This is a genomic window from Microcella sp. (assembly GCF_019739195.1).
In the GTDB taxonomy this organism is placed as follows: domain Bacteria; phylum Actinomycetota; class Actinomycetes; order Actinomycetales; family Microbacteriaceae; genus Microcella.
In genome coordinates this window covers 24,602-44,762 of the sequence record NZ_JAHHDS010000002.1, presented here as the reverse complement: position 1 = coordinate 44,762, position 20,161 = coordinate 24,602, and the positions used below count along the sequence as shown (strand labels likewise).

Here is a 20,161-nt window from a genome sequence, read left to right as displayed (position 1 = left end):
GCCCGCGGGTCACGCCAACACGATGAGTGCACCGCAGAGCCCCGCCCACGTGAGGCTCACGAGCGTGCCGATGATAAAGCGCTCGGTGGCTGCGCCGGCGTCGAGGTCGCGAAACCGCCCGAGACCCTTGATCGCGATGAGGCCGGCGAGCAGCTCCCACCGGCCGACGAGCACGGCCGCGACGACGATGACGCGCTCGAGATAGCCGATCGTGAGGCCGCCGCGCAGCACCTCGCGCGTCGAGGGCTTGGTGCGGGCGGTGCCTCCGGTGGCCACGGGCACGATGATGCCGCCGTGGTCGCCGTCGGGGGCACCACCACGAGTGGCGGCCGCGAGCACGAGGGTCGCGAGCGGGCCGCCCGCGACGATGCCGATGAGGGCGAGGCCGAGCGCGATGAGCGGCCCGAGAGCGCCGGGCGGTGTCGGCTCGAACCCGAGCAGCAGGGCGTAGGCGCCGATACCGACGACGACGATCGCCGGAAGAACGAGCGACGATCGCTCGGTGGCCGTGGCGAGCAGGGCGAGCACCGCGACGAGCAGCAGCAACGCGGCCACGGCGCTCCACGACGCCATCGCGATGAGGTCGTTCAGCAGCGGTGGCAGCAGGCTCATGACGCTCCTTCGTCGATCGTGGTCCCGGTGGCAGCGGTCGCCGCCGGGCCTTCCACCGTACCGCCGACCACGGTCACGAGGCGGGGGAGCGCGCGGCGAGCATCCGCGTCGATGCGAAGTCCGGCCGCGCGCGCTCGTTTGCTGGCGGCCTGCGGAGTGATGCCGAGTCGGGTCGCCGCTTCGGCTTGCGTCAGACCCTGCTCGAGCAGGTCATGCAGCTCCCACCCCTGCGCGCTCCAACGCGTCCGCTGGGCGAGCAGCAGGTCGACGAGCGACGCCCAGTCGTGCACGGGGTCCGCGAGGCGTTCGGCGCCGACGGCGGCGAACCGTGTCGAGCGCGTCGTTGCGCGTTCGACCGCCGCTCGAGCCGAGGTGAACGCGGGTCCGCTCGCCTCGCGCACGCTCGTCGGCAGGGGCAGCCGCACAAGCCCCGCTCCGATGCCCACTCGCCAGTGCGGCGAACGCAGCAGGTGCAGGGCAGATTCGAGGGCGCACGCCGCATCATTGGTGAGCGCTTGCAGCTCGTCGCCGGCGGTGCGCTCGGGCGCGAGAGCGTAGGTGGTGCCGAATCTCTCGGTCAACTCGTCGAGTGCACCGGCGACCCGGTCGACGTCGCCTCGGCTGCCGACCTGGTCGGCAATGAGCACGTACATCGTCTGCACCATCAACCCCCTCAGCATGATTCCTACCTCATCAAGCATACAAGGCTGATTCGGCGAAGCGGCAGTCGCGCCGCTGATACGCTGGCGCGGTGACCGCCGGCCCCGCTTCTGACACCGAGACCCCTGCCACCGCGACTCTCACGCCCCCGCAGAACGACCCGTCGTTCGCGAGCATGTGGGACGAGATCGTCTGGCGCGGACTCGTGCACGTCTCGACCGACGCGGATGCTCTGCGTGAGCTGCTCGACGGCCCGCCGATCACCTACTACTGCGGTTTCGACCCGACCGCCCCGAGCCTGCACCTCGGAAACCTGGTGCAGCTGCTGCTCATGCGCCGCCTGCAGCTCGCAGGGCATCGGCCCCTCGGGCTCGTCGGCGGATCGACCGGGCTCATCGGCGACCCCAAGCCCACCTCAGAGCGCACCCTGAACGACGAGGCCGTGGTCGCGGAATGGGTGGGCTACCTGCAGCGCCAAGTGTCGCGCTTCCTCTCCTTCGAGGGGTCGAATGCCGCGCAGCTCGTCAACAACCTCGACTGGACGGCGCCGATGAGCGCGATCGAGTTCTTGCGCGACATCGGCAAGCACTACCGCGTCGGCACGATGCTCAAGAAAGACGCCGTGAGCGCGCGCCTCAACAGCGACGAGGGCATCAGCTACACCGAGTTCAGCTACCAGATCTTGCAGGGCCTCGACTTTCGGCGCCTGCACCTCGACTACGGCTGCGTGCTGCAGACCGGCGGCAGCGACCAATGGGGCAATCTCACGAGCGGCGTCGACCTCGTGCGCAAAGCCGAGGGGGCGACCGTGCACGCGATCGGCACCCCGCTCGTCACGAACGCCGATGGGCGCAAGTTCGGCAAGAGCGAGGGCAATGCCATCTGGCTCGACCCTGCGATGACGAGCCCCTACGCGATGTACCAGTTCTGGCTCAACACCGACGATGCCGACGTGATCGACCGGCTCAAGGTCTTCACGTTCCTGCCACGGACCGAGATCGAGCGCTACGCCGAACTCGTGCGCGACGAACCCTTCCGTCGCGCGGCGCAGAAGCGCCTGGCGCTCGAGGTCACGGGCTTCGTGCACGGCGCGGCTTCGGTCGACGCCGCGATCGCGGCATCGCAGGCCCTTTTCGGGCAGGGAGATCTCACGGCACTGGATGCTGAGACCCTCGCCGCGGTCATCGCCGAGCTGCCCCGGGCCGAACTGGGCGAGTCTGACACCGTCGTGCATGCTCTCGTCGCCACAGGGCTCTGCGCGAGCGCAGGCGAAGCGCGGCGCGCGATCGCGCAGGGCGGGGTCTCGCTCAACAACGTCGCGGTGTCGACCGACGACCAGACCCTCGAGGGCGCGGCGCTCGCGGGCCGTGCGGCCGTGCTGCGCCGCGGAAAGAAGACCCTCGCCGGCCTGATTCTGCGGTGAGTCGAGCGTGATCGGAGGCGCGGTTTTCAGCGCGACACGCCCGGGATTCGGTCAAAGTTGCCCTGCACCCGAACGAACCGTAATGTTCTAACTCGTCACCCCAAAGGTGCCGCCAGCCGAGAGGCGGGGCGCAACCTCAAGCGGGACACATCCTCCAAGACAGAGCAGCCACTTGCTGGTGCGCTCATCGCCAAGTAGGATGACACTCTGCCCTCCAGTGTCGATCACCCAGATCGGGCTCAGTTCTCTGAGGTCACCGATTTGCATCGGCACCTGCGGGCAGATAGTTTAGCGAAGTTGCCCAGTTGCGACGGCTGAGAAGCCGAAGGTCTGGAGCGCCCGATCCTTGAGAACTCAACAGCGTGCACTAAGTCAATGCCAAACAACCTCGACGGTTGGTTTCGACCAACCGTATGAGATTCCTTTGGATTGAAACAAGAATGTCAGTAGATATTCGAACTTCAGTCAGACAAACTCGTCGCCACTCAGACCTCGGTCCGGTGGTGACACTAGATGTGCCGGCAGCCTTCGGGCCGTCGTGCAATCAAACATTTACGGAGAGTTTGATCCTGGCTCAGGACGAACGCTGGCGGCGTGCTTAACACATGCAAGTCGAACGATGAAGCCGGAGCTTGCTCTGGTGGATTAGTGGCGAACGGGTGAGTAACACGTGAGTAACCTGCCCTTGACTCTGGGATAAGCGTTGGAAACGACGTCTAATACCGGATACGAGCTGAGACCGCATGGTCATCAGCTGGAAAGAATTTCGGTCAAGGATGGACTCGCGGCCTATCAGTTAGTTGGTGAGGTAACGGCTCACCAAGACGACGACGGGTAGCCGGCCTGAGAGGGTGACCGGCCACACTGGGACTGAGACACGGCCCAGACTCCTACGGGAGGCAGCAGTGGGGAATATTGCACAATGGGCGCAAGCCTGATGCAGCAACGCCGCGTGAGGGACGACGGCCTTCGGGTTGTAAACCTCTTTTAGCAGGGAAGAAGCGAAAGTGACGGTACCTGCAGAAAAAGCACCGGCTAACTACGTGCCAGCAGCCGCGGTAATACGTAGGGTGCAAGCGTTGTCCGGAATTATTGGGCGTAAAGAGCTCGTAGGCGGTTTGTCGCGTCTGCTGTGAAAACGCGAGGCTCAACCTCGCGCCTGCAGTGGGTACGGGCAAACTAGAGTGCGGTAGGGGAGATTGGAATTCCTGGTGTAGCGGTGGAATGCGCAGATATCAGGAGGAACACCAATGGCGAAGGCAGATCTCTGGGCCGTAACTGACGCTGAGGAGCGAAAGCATGGGGAGCGAACAGGATTAGATACCCTGGTAGTCCATGCCGTAAACGTTGGGAACTAGATGTGGGGACCATTCCACGGTCTCCGTGTCGCAGCTAACGCATTAAGTTCCCCGCCTGGGGAGTACGGTCGCAAGACTAAAACTCAAAGGAATTGACGGGGGCCCGCACAAGCGGCGGAGCATGCGGATTAATTCGATGCAACGCGAAGAACCTTACCAAGGCTTGACATATACGAGAACGGGCTAGAAATAGTCAACTCTTTGGACACTCGTAAACAGGTGGTGCATGGTTGTCGTCAGCTCGTGTCGTGAGATGTTGGGTTAAGTCCCGCAACGAGCGCAACCCTCGTCCTATGTTGCCAGCACGTAATGGTGGGAACTCATGGGAGACTGCCGGGGTCAACTCGGAGGAAGGTGGGGATGACGTCAAATCATCATGCCCCTTATGTCTTGGGCTTCACGCATGCTACAATGGCCGGTACAAAGGGCTGCAATACCGTAAGGTGGAGCGAATCCCAAAAAGCCGGTCTCAGTTCGGATTGAGGTCTGCAACTCGACCTCATGAAGTTGGAGTCGCTAGTAATCGTGGATCAGCAACGCCACGGTGAATACGTTCCCGGGCCTTGTACACACCGCCCGTCAAGTCATGAAAGTCGGTAACACCCGAAGCCAGTGGCCCAACCGCAAGGAGGGAGCTGTCGAAGGTGGGATCGGTGATTAGGACTAAGTCGTAACAAGGTAGCCGTACCGGAAGGTGCGGCTGGATCACCTCCTTTCTAAGGAGCATCTGCTGCCTCACTTCGGTGAGTGCAGCCAGAAGCCAGATCTGAAGCTCTGTCTTCAGCTGGTAGCTCATGGGTGGAACATTGACTTTGGTGGTCGGCGAGAGCCGGCAGCTCAGTACTCCCTTCGGGGATGGAACGGCTGCTGACTTCGAACTGACCACATGCACGCTGTTGGGTCCTGAGGGACCGGGCCTCGCACAGCTCTCCACTGGGAGAGGGTGCGGGTATCGATTCCTCGGACCGCGGTCTGATCGACTAGAAAGCACCCTTCGGGGTCGTCGTCAGGAGCGGTACCGACCGTATGTTGAGAACTACACAGTGGACGCGAGCATCTTAGAACTGAGATCGCAAGATCTCATTTCTACGATCAAACATCTCGAAAGAGATATAGATCATTGGTCACGCGTCGGCAGCTTTCGGGCTGCAGGCGCACGATCGATTCAAACTCATGTAGTCAAGTTTCTAAGAGCAAACGGTGGATGCCTTGGCATCTGGAGCCGAAGAAGGACGTAGCAATCTGCGATAAGCCTCGGGGAGCTGATAAGCGAGCTTTGAGCCGAGGATTTCCGAATGGGGAAACCCCGCTGGGCGTACTTGTGCGACCTAGTGACTCCCGCCTGAATATATAGGGCGGGTAGAGGGAACGTGGGGAAGTGAAACATCTCAGTACCCACAGGAAGAGAAAACAACCGTGATTCCGGTAGTAGTGGCGAGCGAACCCGGAAGAGGCTAAACCGATCATGTGTGATAGCCGGCAGGCGTTGCATGGTCGGGGTTGCGGGACTTTCCCGTAGATCTGCCGATCTACAAGGGTTACAGCGCGATATAGACGAATGGTCTTGAAAGGCCAGTCACAGAGGGTGCCAACCCCGTAGTCGAAATGTCGTAATGGCCCGGAGAGTATCCCAAGTAGCACGGGGCCCGAGAAATCCCGTGTGAATCTGTCAGGACCACCTGATAAGCCTAAATACTCCCAGATGACCGATAGCGGACAAGTACCGTGAGGGAAAGGTGAAAAGTACCCCGGGAGGGGAGTGAAATAGTACCTGAAACCGTTTGCTTACAAACCGTCGGAGCAGCCCTAGCAGCTGTGACGGCGTGCCTTTTGAAGAATGAGCCTGCGAGTTAGCGATATGTGGCGAGGTTAACCCGAGAGGGGTAGCCGTAGCGAAAGCGAGTCTGAATAGGGCGATTCAGTCGCATGTCCTAGACCCGAAGCGAAGTGATCTATCCATGGCCAGGTTGAAGCGACGGTAAGACGTCGTGGAGGACCGAACCCACTTAGGTTGAAAACTGAGGGGATGAGCTGTGGATAGGGGTGAAAGGCCAATCAAACTTCGTGATAGCTGGTTCTCTCCGAAATGCATTTAGGTGCAGCGTTGCGTGTTTCTTGCCGGAGGTAGAGCTACTGGATGGCCGATGGGCCCCAAAAGGTTACTGACGTCAGCCAAACTCCGAATGCCGGTAAGTGAGAGCGCAGCAGTGAGACGGTGGGGGATAAGCTTCATCGTCGAGAGGGAAACAACCCAGACTACCGACTAAGGTCCCTAAGCGCGTGCTAAGTGGGAAAGGATGTGGAGTTGCACAGACAACCAGGAGGTTGGCTTAGAAGCAGCCACCCTTGAAAGAGTGCGTAATAGCTCACTGGTCAAGTGATTCCGCGCCGACAATGTAACGGGGCTCAAGCACGCCACCGAAGTCGTAGGATTCGTATATTTGGTAGGCCTTCGTGGTCCAGCCGTACGGATCGGTAGGAGAGCGTCGTGTGGCCAGCGAAGCGGCGGTGTGAACCAGCCGTGGAGGCCACACGAGTGAGAATGCAGGCATGAGTAGCGAAAGACGGGTGAGAAACCCGTCCTCCGAAAGACCAAGGGTTCCAGGGCCAGGTTAATCCGCCCTGGGTAAGTCGGGACCTAAGGCGAGGCCGACAGGCGTAGTCGATGGACAACGGGTTGATATTCCCGTACTGACGAAAAACCGCCCAAGCTAATCCAGTAATGCTAAGAGTCCGAATACCGGTGACCGATCCCTTCGGGGAGGAGCTCCGGGGCTAGCACTCGACCCTATGCTGGTGCGGTTAGCGTATTAACAGGTGTGACGCAGGAAGGTAGCTGAGCCGGGCGATGGTTGTCCCGGTGTAAGGATGTAGGGCGAGAGATAGGCAAATCCGTCTCTCACAAAGCCTGAGATCCGATGCGTACCCCTCACGGGGGAAATCAGTGATCCTATGCTGCCAAGAAAAGCATCGACGCGAGGTTTTAGTCACCCGTACCCCAAACCGACTCAGGTGGTCAGGTAGAGAATACCAAGGAGATCGAGAGAATCGTGGTTAAGGAACTCGGCAAAATGCCCCCGTAACTTCGGGAGAAGGGGGGCCGGACTCGTGAAGGGATTTACTCCTGGAGCGATGAAGGCCGCAGAGACCAGTGGGAAGCGACTGTTTACTAAAAACACAGGTCCGTGCTAAGTCGCAAGACGATGTATACGGACTGACGCCTGCCCGGTGCTGGAAGGTTAAGAGGAGCGGTTAGCGTAAGCGAAGCTGCGAATTTAAGCCCCAGTAAACGGCGGTGGTAACTATAACCATCCTAAGGTAGCGAAATTCCTTGTCGGGTAAGTTCCGACCTGCACGAATGGCGTAACGACTTCCCAGCTGTCTCAACCGCGAACTCGGCGAAATTGCACTACGAGTAAAGATGCTCGTTACGCGCAGCAGGACGGAAAGACCCCGTGACCTTTACTACAGCTTGGTATTGGTGTTCGGTGTGGCTTGTGTAGGATAGGTGGGAGACTGTGAAGCTGGCACGCTAGTGTCGGTGGAGTCGTTGTTGAAATACCACTCTGGTCACTCTGGATATCTAACTTCGAACCGTAATCCGGTTCAGGGACAGTGCCTGGTGGGTAGTTTAACTGGGGCGGTTGCCTCCCAAAAAGTAACGGAGGCGCCCAAAGGTTCCCTCAACCTGGTTGGCAATCAGGTGTCGAGTGTAAGTGCACAAGGGAGCTTGACTGTGAGACTGACAGGTCGAGCAGGGACGAAAGTCGGGACTAGTGATCCGGCAGTGGCTTGTGGAAGCGCTGTCGCTCAACGGATAAAAGGTACCTCGGGGATAACAGGCTGATCTTGCCCAAGAGTCCATATCGACGGCATGGTTTGGCACCTCGATGTCGGCTCGTCGCATCCTGGGGCTGGAGTAGGTCCCAAGGGTTGGGCTGTTCGCCCATTAAAGCGGTACGCGAGCTGGGTTTAGAACGTCGTGAGACAGTTCGGTCCCTATCCGCTGCGCGCGTAGGAAGTTTGAGAGGATCTGACCCTAGTACGAGAGGACCGGGTTGGACGAACCTCTGGTGTGTCAGTTGTTCCGCCAGGAGCACCGCTGATTAGCTACGTTCGGGATGGATAACCGCTGAAAGCATCTAAGCGGGAAGCCGGCCTCAAGATGAGACTTCCATACCTTCGGGTGAGAGGCTCCCAGCCAGATTACTGGGTTGATAGGCAGGATGTGGAAGAGGGGACTAAAGACCCTTGCAGCTGACCTGTACTAATAAGCCGATAACTTGACAACACCCCTCTCTTTGAGAGAACTGAGTTTGTTGCTCGCGTCCACTTTGTGGTTCTCGATTTACGGTCGAGAACTACGCACAGAACTGCATCACTGTATCCACAGTGCTTATGCATGACTGTCCGTAAACTACTGATAAATCAATAGTGTTTCGGCGGCCATAGCGAAGGGGAAACGCCCGGTTACATTCCGAACCCGGAAGCTAAGACCTTCTGCGCCGATGGTACTGCGAGGGTGACCTCGTGGGAGAGTAGGACACCGCCGGACTTCTTTGTGAGATGGCCACCCAGCAATGGGTGGCCATTTCGCGTTAACGAACGATTCTTGAGCTCGAGGAGCACACCATGGCTGATCGCCCGCATCGCTCGACCGGCGACGATCGCCCGCGCCGTGAGGGTGCCCCGAGACGTGATGGTGCGCCGAAGCGCGACGGTGCCCCGAAGCGTGATGGCGCGCCGCGGCGCGACGGGCAGCCCCAGCGATCCGGTAAGCCCCAGGGTGCCGGCGCGGGGTACCGCGGTGCACGGCCGGCGGGCGCATCCCGACCCGATCGTCCGAACCGGCCCGAGGGTGACAACGATCGTCCTCGTCACGACGACCCGCCGATTCCCGAAGAGATCACCGGCAAAGAGCTCGACCGCATCGCGCGCAACGAGCTGCGCACGCTGGCGAAGGAGAACGCCGATCGGGTGGCGCAGCACCTCGTGATGGCGGCATCACTCATCGACACCGACACGCCGCTCGCGCATCGTCACGCTCAGGCTGCCGCGCGACGGGCCGGCCGCATTGCGGTGACCCGCGAGTCGTTGGCCATCACCGCGTATGCCGTCGGCGATTTCGCGCTCGCTCTGCGCGAGCTTCGCACCTACCGACGCATCTCCGGCTCGAACGAGCAGCTGCCCATGATGGTCGACTGCGAACGCGGCCTCGGGCGCCCCGAAAAGGCACTCGAGCTGGGTCGGTCGGTCGATCGACGCGAGCTCACCGTTCCCACGAGAGTTGAACTCGCGATCGCGATGTCGGGCGCGCGCCTCGACCTCGGTCAGACGCAGGCGGCACTCGACGAGCTCGAGATTCCGCAGCTCGACCCGTCGAAGGCCTTCAGCTACAGCCCCGCCCTGTTCGATGCCTATGCCGTCGTGCTCGACGAGCTCGGACGCGCCGACGAGGCAGCCGAGTGGGGCCGCCGCGCCGATCTCGCCGCGGATGCACTGGCCGCAGTTGACGCGGTCGACGGCGACGAGACAATCGAGATCGTCGAGCTCGACGACGACGAGGTGCTCGATCGCGCGGAGTCGAGTGACTCTGAGGGCGGCGACTCGGGAAACGCCGATGCTCGGTAGGTCGCGCCCGACGCCGTTGACCGGCCGAGACGCTCTGCTGCTCGACCTCGACGGTGTCGTCTACACCGGACCGGGCGCGATCGACCACGCGGTCGAGAGCATCACGCGCGCGGCGAACGACCTGCGCGTCGGCTACATCACCAACAACGCCTCGCGCACCGACGAGCAGGTTGCGCAGCACTTGCGCGAGCTCGGCCTGACGGTCGATGCGGCCGATGTCGTCACGAGCCCCCAGGCCGCAGTGCGCGTGCTCGCCACGCTCGTCGAGCCCGGAGCGCGCATCCTGGTCGTCGGCGGAGACGGGCTCGTCGACGAGCTCGAGAATGCAGGTTTCGCCATCACGCGCTCGGCCGACGACCACCCCGCGGCCGTGATTCAGGGTTTCGCCCCGCATGTCGGGTGGGAGCACCTGGCCGAGGCGTCGTTCGCGCTGCACACGGGCATTCCGTGGGTCGCGACGAATACCGACTGGACTATTCCCGTGGCCCGCGGCATCGCGCCGGGCAACGGCACGCTCGTGTCGGCCGTGCACCTCGCCGTCGGCCGACTACCTGTCTTCGCGGGCAAGCCCGAGGCTGCGATCTTCGAGGTCGCGACTGAGCGCTTCGGAGCGACGAACCCCCTCGTGGTGGGCGATCGCCTCGACACTGACATCATGGGCGGCAAGCGCGCAGGGCTCGAGACGGCACTGGTACTCACGGGCATCGACCGCGCGAAGCAGGTGCTCGCGGCGCCGGCCACGATGCAGCCCGACTACATTCTCGGCGACCTGCGCGAGCTCTTCACCCCCTACCCGGCCGTCACGAGCACCGTGGATGCCGATGGGGTTCGCACGGTCGAGGTCGGCAAGGCGGTCGTGCGCATGAAGCAGCACGTCGTGCGCGTGGCCCGCGCCGGCTCAGACGAGCTCGATCTGCTGCGCGCGGGTGCCGCCGCGATCTACGCCTCGGGGCTGCAGATCTACGGGCTCGACGTCGATGAGCAGCTCATGCACCTCGCGGTAGTGTCGTGACCATGACCGATGACGCCCCTGAGGCGGTGCACGCCGAGGTCGACGAGGCTCTGCTCTCGCGCCTGGCTCTCATCGACGAGCGTCCGCTCACCGAGCGCAGCGAGGCCTACCGGCAGCTGCACGACGAGCTGCGTACGCGCCTCGAGGCGACCGACGCCGACGCCGCCCGCTCAGCGTGATCGACGCGACGACGCTCGCGGCGATGCGCTGATGACGGCGACGGTCTGGTGAGCGGCACGCAGCGGCTCGATCTCGCCCTGGTCGAGCGCGGCCTCGCCCGTTCGCGCACTGCAGCACGTACGGCCATCGAGCAAGGGCGCGTGTCGGTCGACGGGCGAGCGGTCGTGAAGCCCTCGCATGCGGTGCGACCGGATGCTCGCCTAGAGGTCGACGGAGATGACCGCTACGTCAGCCGGGCGGCCCTCAAGCTCGCGGCTGCACTTGATGCGGCCGGGCTCGATGTCGCTGGCGCTCACGCACTCGACCTCGGCGCTTCGACGGGCGGCTTCACGCAAGTGCTGCTCGAGCGCGGCGCGCGGCGCGTGATCGCGCTCGATGTCGGGCACGGGCAACTCGATCCTGCGCTGCGGGCCGACCCGCGCGTGATCGTCGTCGAGGGCGAGAACGCTCGAGCGCTGACGGCAGAAAGGCTTGCCGAGGTGAGCGGGGGAGCAGTATCGGCCGCCGAGCCGATCGACCTCGTGGTCGCCGACCTGAGCTTCATCTCGCTCACGCTCGTTCTGCCGGCCATCGTCGCCACTGTCGGCACCGAGGTGCCGCTCGTCGTGCTGATCAAGCCGCAGTTCGAGGCCGGCCGGAAGGGCATCCGCGAAGGAATCGTGCGCGACGCGGCCCTGCGCGACGATGCGATCATGGCGGTGCTGTGGGCAGCCTCTGATCTGGGGATGCACGCGAGCGAGCTCCTCTCCTCCCCGATCGTCGGCGGTGCGGGCAATCATGAGTATCTGGCCGTCTTCCGGCCAGGTGCCGGGGTGCATCCGACAGAATGGAGGGGCCGTGCGACCGCGCTTGCGAGCGCGCTGCCCGGTGCACCCGCCGACGACACCCGCCCGATCGACCGCAGCCAGGAGGATCCATCGTGACCGAACGGCACTTTCTCGTCGTCGCCCATACGGGCCGCGACGAGTCGCTCGCGGCCGCCGTCGAGGTCGTCAACCTGCTGCGGGCAGCGGGTGTCGTGCCGGTCGTCGATGCCGAGTCGCTCGACGACTTGCGCGCTGCCGCGGGTGATGGCGCACTGCTCGTGCTCGGCCGCGACATCGGGGTCGGCGATCTCGAGCTTGTCATCGTGCTCGGCGGAGACGGCACGATTCTGCGTGCCGCCGAACTCGCGCGCGGGTGCTCGGCGCCCTTGCTCGGCGTCAACCTCGGCCACGTGGGCTTTCTCGCCGAGAGTGAGCGCGACGACCTGTCTTCGGCCGTCGCCCGCGCCCTCGATCGCGACTATCTGGTCGAAGAGCGCATGACGCTCTCGGTGCGGGTCAAGCTCGGCACCGAGGTGATCTATGAGACCTGGGCGCTCAACGAGGCCACGGTCGAGAAGGCCAGCCGCGAGCGCATGCTCGAGGTCGTCATCGAGGTCGATGGCCGGCCACTGTCGAGCTTCGGCTGCGACGGTGTCGTGATGTCGACGCCGACTGGATCGACCGCGTACGCCTTCTCGGCGGGCGGGCCGGTCGTGTGGCCGAGTCTGGATGCTCTGCTGCTGGTTCCGCTCAGTGCTCACGCACTCTTCGCCCGCCCGATCGTCGTCGGTCCGGGCAGTTCGCTCGCCGTCGAGGTGCTTGACCGCACGCAGGGCGTCGGCGTGCTGTGGTGCGACGGTCGTCGGGCCTTCGATCTGCCGACGGGTGCACGTGTCGTCGCGCGGCGTTCGTCAACCCCCGTTCGCCTCGCGCGACTGCACCCCGGCCCCTTCACCGACCGTCTGGTGAACAAGTTCGCGCTGCCCGTGCACGGCTGGCGGGGTCCGATCGACGAGGAGGCTCGCGGCACGTGATCGAAGAGATCTCCATTCGCAATCTCGGCGTCATCGGCGAAGCGCGTCTGCCGCTCGGCCCGGGCTTCACGGCGCTCACGGGTGAGACCGGCGCCGGAAAGACCATGGTCGTCACGGCCCTCGGTCTGCTGCTCGGCGACCGCGCCGACACCGGGGCGATCCGCTCCGGCTCGGGCCAGGCGCTCGTCGAGGGTCACTGGCACGTCGATGAGAGTGGCCCCGTCGCCGACCGCGTGCGCGACGCCGGGGGAGACCTCGACGGCGGAGCCCTCATCCTCAGCCGGTCGATCTCTCAAGAGGGTCGCTCACGCGCGGTCGTCGGCGGCCGCTCGACGCCCATCGGCGTGCTCAACGAGATCGGGCAGCAGCTCGTCGTGGTGCACGGTCAGAGCGACCAAGTGCGGCTCAAATCGGCCACGGCCCAGCGCGAGGCGCTCGACCGCTTCGCCGGGCCCGAGCTGCAGCAGGTGCTCGGCGACTACCGCGAGATCTTCCAGCGCTACAACGACGCGCAGAGCGAGCTCGACGTGCTCGTCGCCGACCGCGACCGTCGTGCCCGCGAGGCCGACGAACTGCGGCTCGCCATGACCGAGATCGAGGCGGCGGCGCCGCGTCCGGGCGAAGACGTCGAGCTCACCGAGCGCGCCGATCGGCTGACCAACATCGAAGATCTGCGACTCGCGGCGGCTCAGGCCCACGAGCTGATCTCGAGCGAGAGCCTCGACGAGGCCCGCGACGCCCTCGCGCTCATCGAAAGCGCTCGCCGGGCCGTCGACAGGGTTGCGTCGCACGACGCCGAACTGCAGCCGGTTGTCGACGCCCTCGCCAACGCTGGCTTCGTCGTGGGCGAGGTCGCCACGCAGCTGTCGTCGTACCTGGCCTCGCTCGACAGCGACGGCGGTCGCGAGCTCGAGACCGTGCAGCAGCGCCGAGCAGAGCTGAGCGTGCTCATGCGCAAGTACGGCCCGACGCTCGACGAGGTCATCGACTATCTCGACTCGGGCAGCACGCGGCTGCTCGAGCTCGACCACGACAGCGACCGCATCGACGCGCTACGCGCCGAGGTCGACGCCGACCGCGGCCGAGTCATGGCCCTCGCCGAGCGGCTGAGCGATCTGCGGCGCGTGGCGGGCATCCGTCTCTCTGAGCGAGTCACGGGCGAGCTGGCCGCGTTGGCGATGGGGGCGGCGCGCATCACGGTCGAGGTCGCGCAGCGCGACGAGTACACCGCGAGCGGCCGCGATGTTGTGTCGATTCTGCTGCAGCCGCACGCGGGCGCCGAGCCGCGCCCGCTCGGCCGCGGTGCCTCGGGCGGTGAGCTGTCGCGCGTCATGCTCGCGCTCGAGGTCGTCATCGCGGCGACAGACCCTGTGCCGACGTTCGTCTTCGACGAGGTGGATGCCGGAGTCGGCGGGGCGAGCGCGATCGAGATCGGTCGTCGACTCGCACGGCTCGCCCAGACGGCGCAGGTCATCGTCGTCACGCATCTCGCGCAGGTCGCGGCGTTCGCCACCAACCACTTGAGCGTCGTGAAAGACAGCGACGGTGCCGTCACGGCGTCGAGCGTTCGGCAGCTCGACGGCGACGACCGCGTCGCCGAGATGGCCCGTCTGCTGAGCGGTCTGCCCGACAGCGAGACCGGTCTCACGCACGCGCGTGAACTGATCGAGACGGCGCGCGAGCTCGTCGGCTAGAGCGTCAACCCGGCACGCGCCGCGTTGTCGCCCGATCGCCTACTCGTTGTCGCGAATCGGCACCGTCACCTCGACGGGGTCGCCCTCGCGCTGCTCGAACACCATCGCGAGCTGCACGGCGCTGAAGCTGATGCCGTCGGGCGTCGCGAAGACGTGGCTCGTCGGCGCGAAGTCGGCGGTGCACACCTCCGCCGTCGGCGGAGCGAAGCGCAGGTTCAGCAGCATGGCCGACTCGAGTTCGAGCTCGGTCGGTACAGGCGGGCATCCGGACGAACCCCAGGTGACGACCGTGAGGGTCTCGCGGTTGTCGGTCCAGACGGCGACGGGCTGCTCGCCCCCCTGCTCATCGTCCGTCAGGGTGACGCCCGAGGGCACGCCGCGCACGGTCTCGGTGGCGATGGAGGCGGCGGACGAGCATCCGACCAGAACGAGCGCAGCAGCGCCCGCGAGAAGGGCGCTCATCACACCGCGCCGACGAGGGAATGAACCGCGAAGACTGCTCATGCCGGTCAGCGTACGCCTGCTCGTTCGTCGCGTCGAGAGCATCGTCTCGGGCGGAGTGCACCGCACATGCGGTCACTCACTGCACAAACGGCATGCTCACGACCTTCGGCTCGGCGGGGCCGAAGGCGGTGTCGACGAGAGACACCTCGGCTTCGAGTCCGTTCGACGACGAATCGAGCCCCTCCGGCACCGCGAACACGTGCGTGCGAGGGGCAAGGTCGTCGGTGCAGGCCTCGGCCGGCGCCTTCTCGAAGTCGATGGCGAGTTGCCTCACGGTGAGCACCTCGATACGGACGGCGATGTAGGGGCACGACGAGCTGCCGAACGTGATGACGGTCAGAGTGTCGCCGCCGTCAGAGACCCAGCCGAGCGGCTCGCCGCTCCACTCGGGGTCGTTCCACGGCTCGGTGACCGGCGCGTCGAGGGGTATTCCTTGCTCTTCCGAGAGGGCGACCGACACAGGTGGGCCGCTCACGCATCCCGACACGGTCGCGAGAGTGGCCACGACGAGGGCGATACAGGCTGCTCGAGCGACAAAAGGCCTGCGCAGGGTCGGCATGGCGGTCAGCGTACGCCCGCCTGATCAGCGCGTCGAGAGGCAGCCGCGGCGCAGTGAGATACTCTTGAACCCCGTGGCGGACTCTTCTGAGACAGGTTCTGACGGGCGCAGCGTTCTTGATGATCGCAGCAGTGGCAACGGCCGCATCACCAAACACATCTTCGTCACCGGAGGCGTCGTCTCGTCACTGGGCAAGGGGCTGACGGCAGCGAGCCTCGGCAATCTGCTCACCGCGCGCGGCCTGCGCGTCGTCATGCAGAAGCTCGACCCCTATCTGAACGTCGACCCGGGCACGATGAACCCGTTCCAGCACGGCGAGGTCTTCGTGACCGACGACGGCACCGAGACCGACCTCGACATCGGCCACTACGAGCGCTTTCTCGACATCAACCTGAGCGAGGCCGCGAACGTCACCACCGGCCAGATCTACTCGACGGTGATCGCACGCGAGCGTCGCGGCGAGTACCTCGGCGACACGGTGCAGGTGATTCCGCACATCACCGACGAGATCAAGCGGCGCATGCGTCTGCAGTCGCACGACGAGCCTCAGCCCGATGTCATCATCACCGAGATCGGCGGCACGGTCGGCGACATCGAGTCGCAGCCGTTCATCGAGTCGGCACGGCAGGTGCGTCACGAGCTCGGCCGCCGCAACGTCTTCTTCGTGCACGTGTCGCTCGTGCCGTTCATGGGCGCGAGCGGCGAGCAGAAGACCAAGCCGACGCAGCACTCCGTCGCGATGTTGCGCTCGATCGGCATCCAGCCCGATGCACTCGTGCTGCGCAGCGACCGGCCCGTCTCGAGCGCCAACCGCCGCAAGATCGCTCTGATGTGCGACGTCGACGAGCCGGCCGTCGTCAATGCCGTGGATGTTCTCTCGATCTACGACATCCCCTCGATGCTGCACAGCCAGGGCCTCGACGCGTACATCATGGACCAGCTCGATCTGCGCGCCGGCGAGGTGCAATGGGATCGCTGGAAAGACCTGCTCACGGCCGTGCACGAGCCCAAGCGCGAGGTCACGATCGGCCTGGTCGGCAAGTACATCGACCTGCCGGACGCGTACTTGAGCGTCACAGAGGCGCTGCGCGCCGGAGGCTTCGCGCACCAGGCCAAGGTGAGCATCCGCTGGATCGCCAGTGACGAGTGCGAGACCCCTGAAGGCGCCGCCAAGAACCTGGCCGATCTCGACGGCATCTGCGTACCCGGCGGCTTCGGCGTGCGCGGCATCGAGGGCAAGCTCGGTGCCCTGCGCTTCGCGCGCGAGAACCGCATCCCCGTGCTCGGGCTCTGCCTCGGGCTGCAGTGCATGGTGATCGAGTACGCGCGGTCGGTCGCCGACCTGCCGGGTGCATCCAGCACTGAATTCGACCCTGAGACCGAGTTTCCGGTCATCGCGACGATGGCTGAGCAGGTCGACATCATCGCCGGGGGAGACCTGGGCGGCACGATGCGCCTCGGGCTGTATGAGGCCGCGCTCGCGCCCGGTTCGATCGTCGAAGAGCTCTACGGTGCGCCCGTCTCGCACGAGCGGCACCGCCACCGCTACGAGGTGAACAATGCCTATCGCGAGCAGATCGCGGAGGCCGGCCTGGTGTTCTCGGGCACGAGCCCCGACGGCACGCTCGTCGAATACGTCGAACTGCCGCGCGACGTGCACCCGTTCTACGTCGCGACCCAGGCCCACCCCGAGCTGCGGTCGAGGCCGACCAACGCTCACCCGCTGTTCCGCGGGCTCATCGATGCGGCCATCGATCGCCAGCAGGCCTCGAAGCTATTCGACGACGAGACTGGCGAGGTCGAAACGGTGGCTGTCTCGGTGACTGACGCCGTGCAGAACGCGAGCGCGTGAGCGAGACGCCTGCCGGCGAGACTCTCGCCGACTATGGTGACAGGCCGTCGCTGCGCGATAAGGCTGCTCAGTCGTCGCTGCGCGACGAAGCCCACGGTGTCGAGGTGCTGCAGAGCGACGTCGCCTTCGCGGGCGTTGTCTGGGATATCCGCCGCGAGAACTTCGCCTACGGCGACGGCACGCTGACCCGCGAGTTTCTCGAGCACCCGGGCGCCGTGGCCGTGCTGGCCGTGGATGACGACGATCGCGTGTTGAGCATCCAGCAGTATCGGCACCCGATCCAGATGCGCAACTGGGAGCTGCCCGCGGGCCTGCTCGACGTCGACAACGAGCCGCCGCTCGAGGCAGCGCAGCGTGAGCTGGCCGAAGAGGCCGACCTCGTTGCGGCCGACTGGCAGCCGCTCATCACCATGCACACCTCGCCCGGTGGGTCTGACGAGGTCATTCAGGTCTTTCGCGCGACGGGGCTGTCGGCCGCGCCCGCAGTCTTCGACCGCTACGGCGAAGAAGCTGACATCGTGCTGCTCTGGGTCGCGCTCGACGAGGCGGTGGATGCTGTGCTCGCCGGCCGCGTGCACAATGGCATCTTCATGGCCGCGGTGCTGGCCGAGCACGCCCGGCGCTCGCGGGGCTGAGCCGTGTCGCCCCACCCCGGTGATGACGGCGACACGCCGGTGGTGAGCCGCGACACGCCGGTGGGCAGGCTCGTCGACCGGGGCGTTGCGACATCGAGAACGAACGACGAGGTCGAGCGCGAGGTACCTGTCGCGCTCTCGGGGGCCGCCGAACGGTACCTCCGGCACGTGCAGCTCGAGCGCGGACGCTCGCCGCACACCGTCTCGGCCTACCGCCGCGACCTCGCGCGCTACCTCGCGCACCTGGCCGCGCGCGACATCGATGACCCGGCGAGCATCACTGAGGCAGATGTCTCGGCCTTCGTCGCAGCGGTGCGCGAGCCCGACGACGGCCGCGCCGGTGTCAGTGCGTCGAGCGCCGCGCGCATGCTGTCGAGCGTGCGCGGCTGGCACCGGTTTCTCGCCGAGGAGGGCCTGGCGCCGCGCGACGTCTCGGCCGAGCAGCGCCCGCCGAAGCAGCCGAAGCGCCTGCCGAAGGCCATCACGATCGACCAGGTCGAGCGCCTGCTCGACGCCTGCAGCGGCGACGACCCGATCGCCCTGCGCGACCGGGCCCTGCTCGAACTGCTCTACGCGACGGGCGCGCGGGTGAGCGAGGCGGTCGACCTCAACGTCGACGACATCATGGGCGAGGGCGGCGCGACAGCCGATGCCGTGCGGCTCTTCGGTAAGGGCCGCAAGCAGCGCATCGTGCCGCTCGGCCGCTACGCCCGCGAGGCGCTCGACGCCTACCTCGTGCGCTCGCGTCCGCTGCTCTCACCGCGGGGCCGGGCGACTCCCGCACTGTTCTTAGGCGCGCGCGGCGCCCGCCTGTCGCGGCAGAGCGTGTGGTTGGTGATTCGGGATGCTGCGCACCGAGCATCCCTGACCACCGAGCTCTCGCCTCACACGCTGCGCCACTCGTTCGCCACTCACCTGCTCGAGGGCGGAGCCGACGTGCGCGTCGTGCAAGAGCTTCTCGGCCACGCGTCGGTCGCGACGACCCAGCTCTACACGCTCGTGACGGCCGATGCCGTGCGCGAGGCCTGGGCGACCGCCCACCCGCGCGCGCTCTAGCCGATCAGGCGCACGGCGTCACTGCGGTCGCGCCCGTCTGGCGCAATGGCGACGACCAGGGTGCGGCCATCGACCGTGAAAGGAACCTCGACTCCCTCGCGGCGAGCAGTGGTGAGATCAGTGCAGGGCATGCGCGGATCGCTGTCGCCCACCGCCACATGCACGCACAGCAGGGGGCCGTCGGCCGGCCGCTCACCACTGATCAGCAAAACCGACGTCACGAGCTCGACGTCGCGAAACACTCTGGCGGCGTCACCCTCGAACATGACGGGCACGACCGCGGGCCCCATCAGTAGTCGCTCTGGATCGTCGATGAAGTTCTCACCGGGCGACTCGGGGTCGACGCTCATGGGCAGCGACATCCAATCGAGCACGCTGCTGACGAGGCCGGTCTCTTCGTAGAGTGGCTCATTCCGAGAGAAGCGCGGTTCGCCGCCGGGGCCCCAGAAAGCGGTGTCGAAGCCGCCCCCAGTGCGGGAGGGGCGGTCGGGCAGTGTGAGGCCTTCGCGTTCGAACTTCTCTGGGTAGGAGCACACCGTGCTGAGCCCCCATGAGCCGTCGTTGGTCGATGCAGGTGATGCGACGTGGAGACAGTACGAGTCCCACGCTGTGCTGCGACCATCGGGAACGGTCGAGATGCGCGTCGCGATGACGACGTACTCGTCGCCTACCTCGATCGTGCGCGGGCCCGCCGTGAGGGGCCCGTAACCCCAGCTCTCGAGCCTCTGCGTCCAGTTTCGGTCGAGCTGCGTCTCCGAGCGCTCGAAGATGGCCATCGGGTCGGGGTCGGCCTGGCTGAGCACGGCGACTCCTCCGACGAGCGCGAGCGCGGCTGCGGTGACACCGGCCCAACCCGTGGCGAGCATCCGTCGCCGGTGGCGGCGTTCGTCGTCGGTCAGCGGGAATTCTGGATGCTCGCTCGCGGTGTCGTCCACGTCACCGTTCGCGACGGCGCGGGCGTGGGCGTCGGCGGCGGCGTGCTCGGCCTCGGCGAGTTTCGCCCGCTCTCGTTCGGCACCAGTTCTGCGCTGCAGCTCGGCGGCGGCGAACGCGGCGCGCGACTGCTCGTCGGGAGTCGTTGCGCGCCCGTAGGCCCAGCGCTCGAGCTGCGCGTCATCGACCCCCGAGAGATGCTCGCTCACGCG

At 65.4% G+C, this 20,161-nt stretch carries 15 protein-coding genes and 3 rRNA genes; 13 read left to right on the top strand and 5 right to left on the bottom strand.

Features of this window, described 5'->3' with window-relative positions; translation table 11 throughout:
* Nucleotides 1–9: 9 nt before the first annotated feature.
* Together KL788_RS00820 and KL788_RS00815 are read right to left on the bottom strand one after the other, a co-directional pair.
* Nucleotides 10–612, bottom strand: a complete 603-nt coding sequence (locus KL788_RS00820) for a hypothetical protein (protein WP_293167614.1) — start codon at nt 610–612, stop codon at nt 10–12.
* Nucleotides 609–1,292, bottom strand: a complete 684-nt coding sequence (locus KL788_RS00815) for a DNA-binding protein (RefSeq protein ID WP_293167612.1) — start codon at nt 1,290–1,292, stop codon at nt 609–611. The genes KL788_RS00820 and KL788_RS00815 overlap by 4 nt, the downstream gene beginning before the upstream one ends.
* Nucleotides 1,293–1,447: 155 nt before the next feature.
* Between KL788_RS00815 and tyrS the strand changes: the two genes are divergently transcribed.
* The 10 genes from tyrS (at nt 1,448) to recN (ending at nt 14,410) form a co-directional block, all read left to right on the top strand.
* Nucleotides 1,448–2,695 (top strand): tyrosine--tRNA ligase, encoded by a 1,248-nt coding sequence (gene tyrS, locus KL788_RS00810; RefSeq protein ID WP_293167921.1) that lies wholly within the window; start codon nt 1,448–1,450, stop codon nt 2,693–2,695.
* 551 nt (nt 2,696–3,246) lie between these two features.
* Nucleotides 3,247–4,769, top strand: a 16S ribosomal RNA gene (locus KL788_RS00805).
* Between the two features lie 461 nt (nt 4,770–5,230).
* Nucleotides 5,231–8,344: ribosomal RNA gene (locus KL788_RS00800) — 23S ribosomal RNA — on the top strand.
* 147 nt (nt 8,345–8,491) lie between these two features.
* Nucleotides 8,492–8,608 (top strand): 5S ribosomal RNA (gene rrf, locus KL788_RS00795).
* Together the 16S, 23S and 5S rRNA genes form the textbook arrangement of a ribosomal RNA operon.
* A gap of 77 nt (nt 8,609–8,685) precedes the next feature.
* Entirely contained in the window at nt 8,686–9,684 is a 999-nt protein-coding gene (locus KL788_RS00790) for a hypothetical protein (protein WP_293167610.1), read from the top strand.
* Nucleotides 9,674–10,696: an HAD-IIA family hydrolase gene (locus KL788_RS00785; protein WP_293167607.1), complete on the top strand. Its 1,023-nt coding sequence runs from the start codon at nt 9,674–9,676 to the stop codon at nt 10,694–10,696. The genes KL788_RS00790 and KL788_RS00785 overlap by 11 nt, the downstream gene beginning before the upstream one ends.
* A gap of 2 nt (nt 10,697–10,698) precedes the next feature.
* Nucleotides 10,699–10,875 (top strand): hypothetical protein, encoded by a 177-nt coding sequence (locus KL788_RS00780; RefSeq protein WP_293167605.1) that lies wholly within the window; start codon nt 10,699–10,701, stop codon nt 10,873–10,875.
* Between the two features lie 45 nt (nt 10,876–10,920).
* Nucleotides 10,921–11,799 carry a TlyA family RNA methyltransferase gene (locus KL788_RS00775; RefSeq protein WP_428846101.1) on the top strand — a complete coding sequence of 293 codons (879 nt, stop codon included), beginning with the start codon at nt 10,921–10,923 and terminating at the stop codon, nt 11,797–11,799.
* Nucleotides 11,793–12,716: an NAD kinase gene (locus KL788_RS00770; RefSeq protein WP_293167919.1), complete on the top strand. Its 924-nt coding sequence runs from the start codon at nt 11,793–11,795 to the stop codon at nt 12,714–12,716. The genes KL788_RS00775 and KL788_RS00770 overlap by 7 nt, the downstream gene beginning before the upstream one ends.
* Entirely contained in the window at nt 12,713–14,410 is a 1,698-nt protein-coding gene (gene recN / locus KL788_RS00765) for a DNA repair protein RecN (protein ID WP_293167602.1), read from the top strand. Before KL788_RS00770 ends, recN begins: the two co-directional genes overlap by 4 nt.
* 39 nt (nt 14,411–14,449) lie before the next feature.
* On the opposite strand, the gene KL788_RS00760 is transcribed toward recN, so the two are convergent.
* Both KL788_RS00760 and KL788_RS00755 read right to left on the bottom strand, forming a co-directional pair.
* Nucleotides 14,450–14,872, bottom strand: a complete 423-nt coding sequence (locus KL788_RS00760) for a hypothetical protein (RefSeq protein WP_293167601.1) — start codon at nt 14,870–14,872, stop codon at nt 14,450–14,452.
* A gap of 118 nt (nt 14,873–14,990) precedes the next feature.
* Complete coding sequence (locus tag KL788_RS00755) at nt 14,991–15,473, bottom strand: hypothetical protein (protein ID WP_293167599.1); 483 nt, start codon at nt 15,471–15,473, stop codon at nt 14,991–14,993.
* Nucleotides 15,474–15,618: 145 nt separating this feature from the next.
* Here KL788_RS00755 and KL788_RS00750 point away from each other — a divergent pair, with 145 nt between their 5' ends.
* From KL788_RS00750 to xerD, 3 genes are read left to right on the top strand one after another with little or no spacing between them, the layout of a single operon-like run.
* On the top strand, nt 15,619–17,325 hold the full coding sequence (locus tag KL788_RS00750) for a CTP synthase (RefSeq protein ID WP_293167917.1): 1,707 nt from the start codon (nt 15,619–15,621) through the stop codon (nt 17,323–17,325).
* On the top strand, nt 17,322–17,960 hold the full coding sequence (locus KL788_RS00745; RefSeq protein ID WP_293167597.1) for an NUDIX domain-containing protein: 639 nt from the start codon (nt 17,322–17,324) through the stop codon (nt 17,958–17,960). The genes KL788_RS00750 and KL788_RS00745 overlap by 4 nt, the downstream gene beginning before the upstream one ends.
* Nucleotides 17,961–18,020: 60 nt before the next feature.
* Nucleotides 18,021–19,016 (top strand): site-specific tyrosine recombinase XerD, encoded by a 996-nt coding sequence (xerD, locus tag KL788_RS00740; RefSeq protein ID WP_428846100.1) that lies wholly within the window; start codon nt 18,021–18,023, stop codon nt 19,014–19,016.
* On the opposite strand, the gene KL788_RS00735 is transcribed toward xerD, so the two are convergent.
* Complete coding sequence (locus KL788_RS00735) at nt 19,013–20,158, bottom strand: hypothetical protein (RefSeq protein WP_293167593.1); 1,146 nt, start codon at nt 20,156–20,158, stop codon at nt 19,013–19,015. The genes xerD and KL788_RS00735 overlap by 4 nt on opposite strands.
* Nucleotides 20,159–20,161 lie beyond the last annotated feature (3 nt).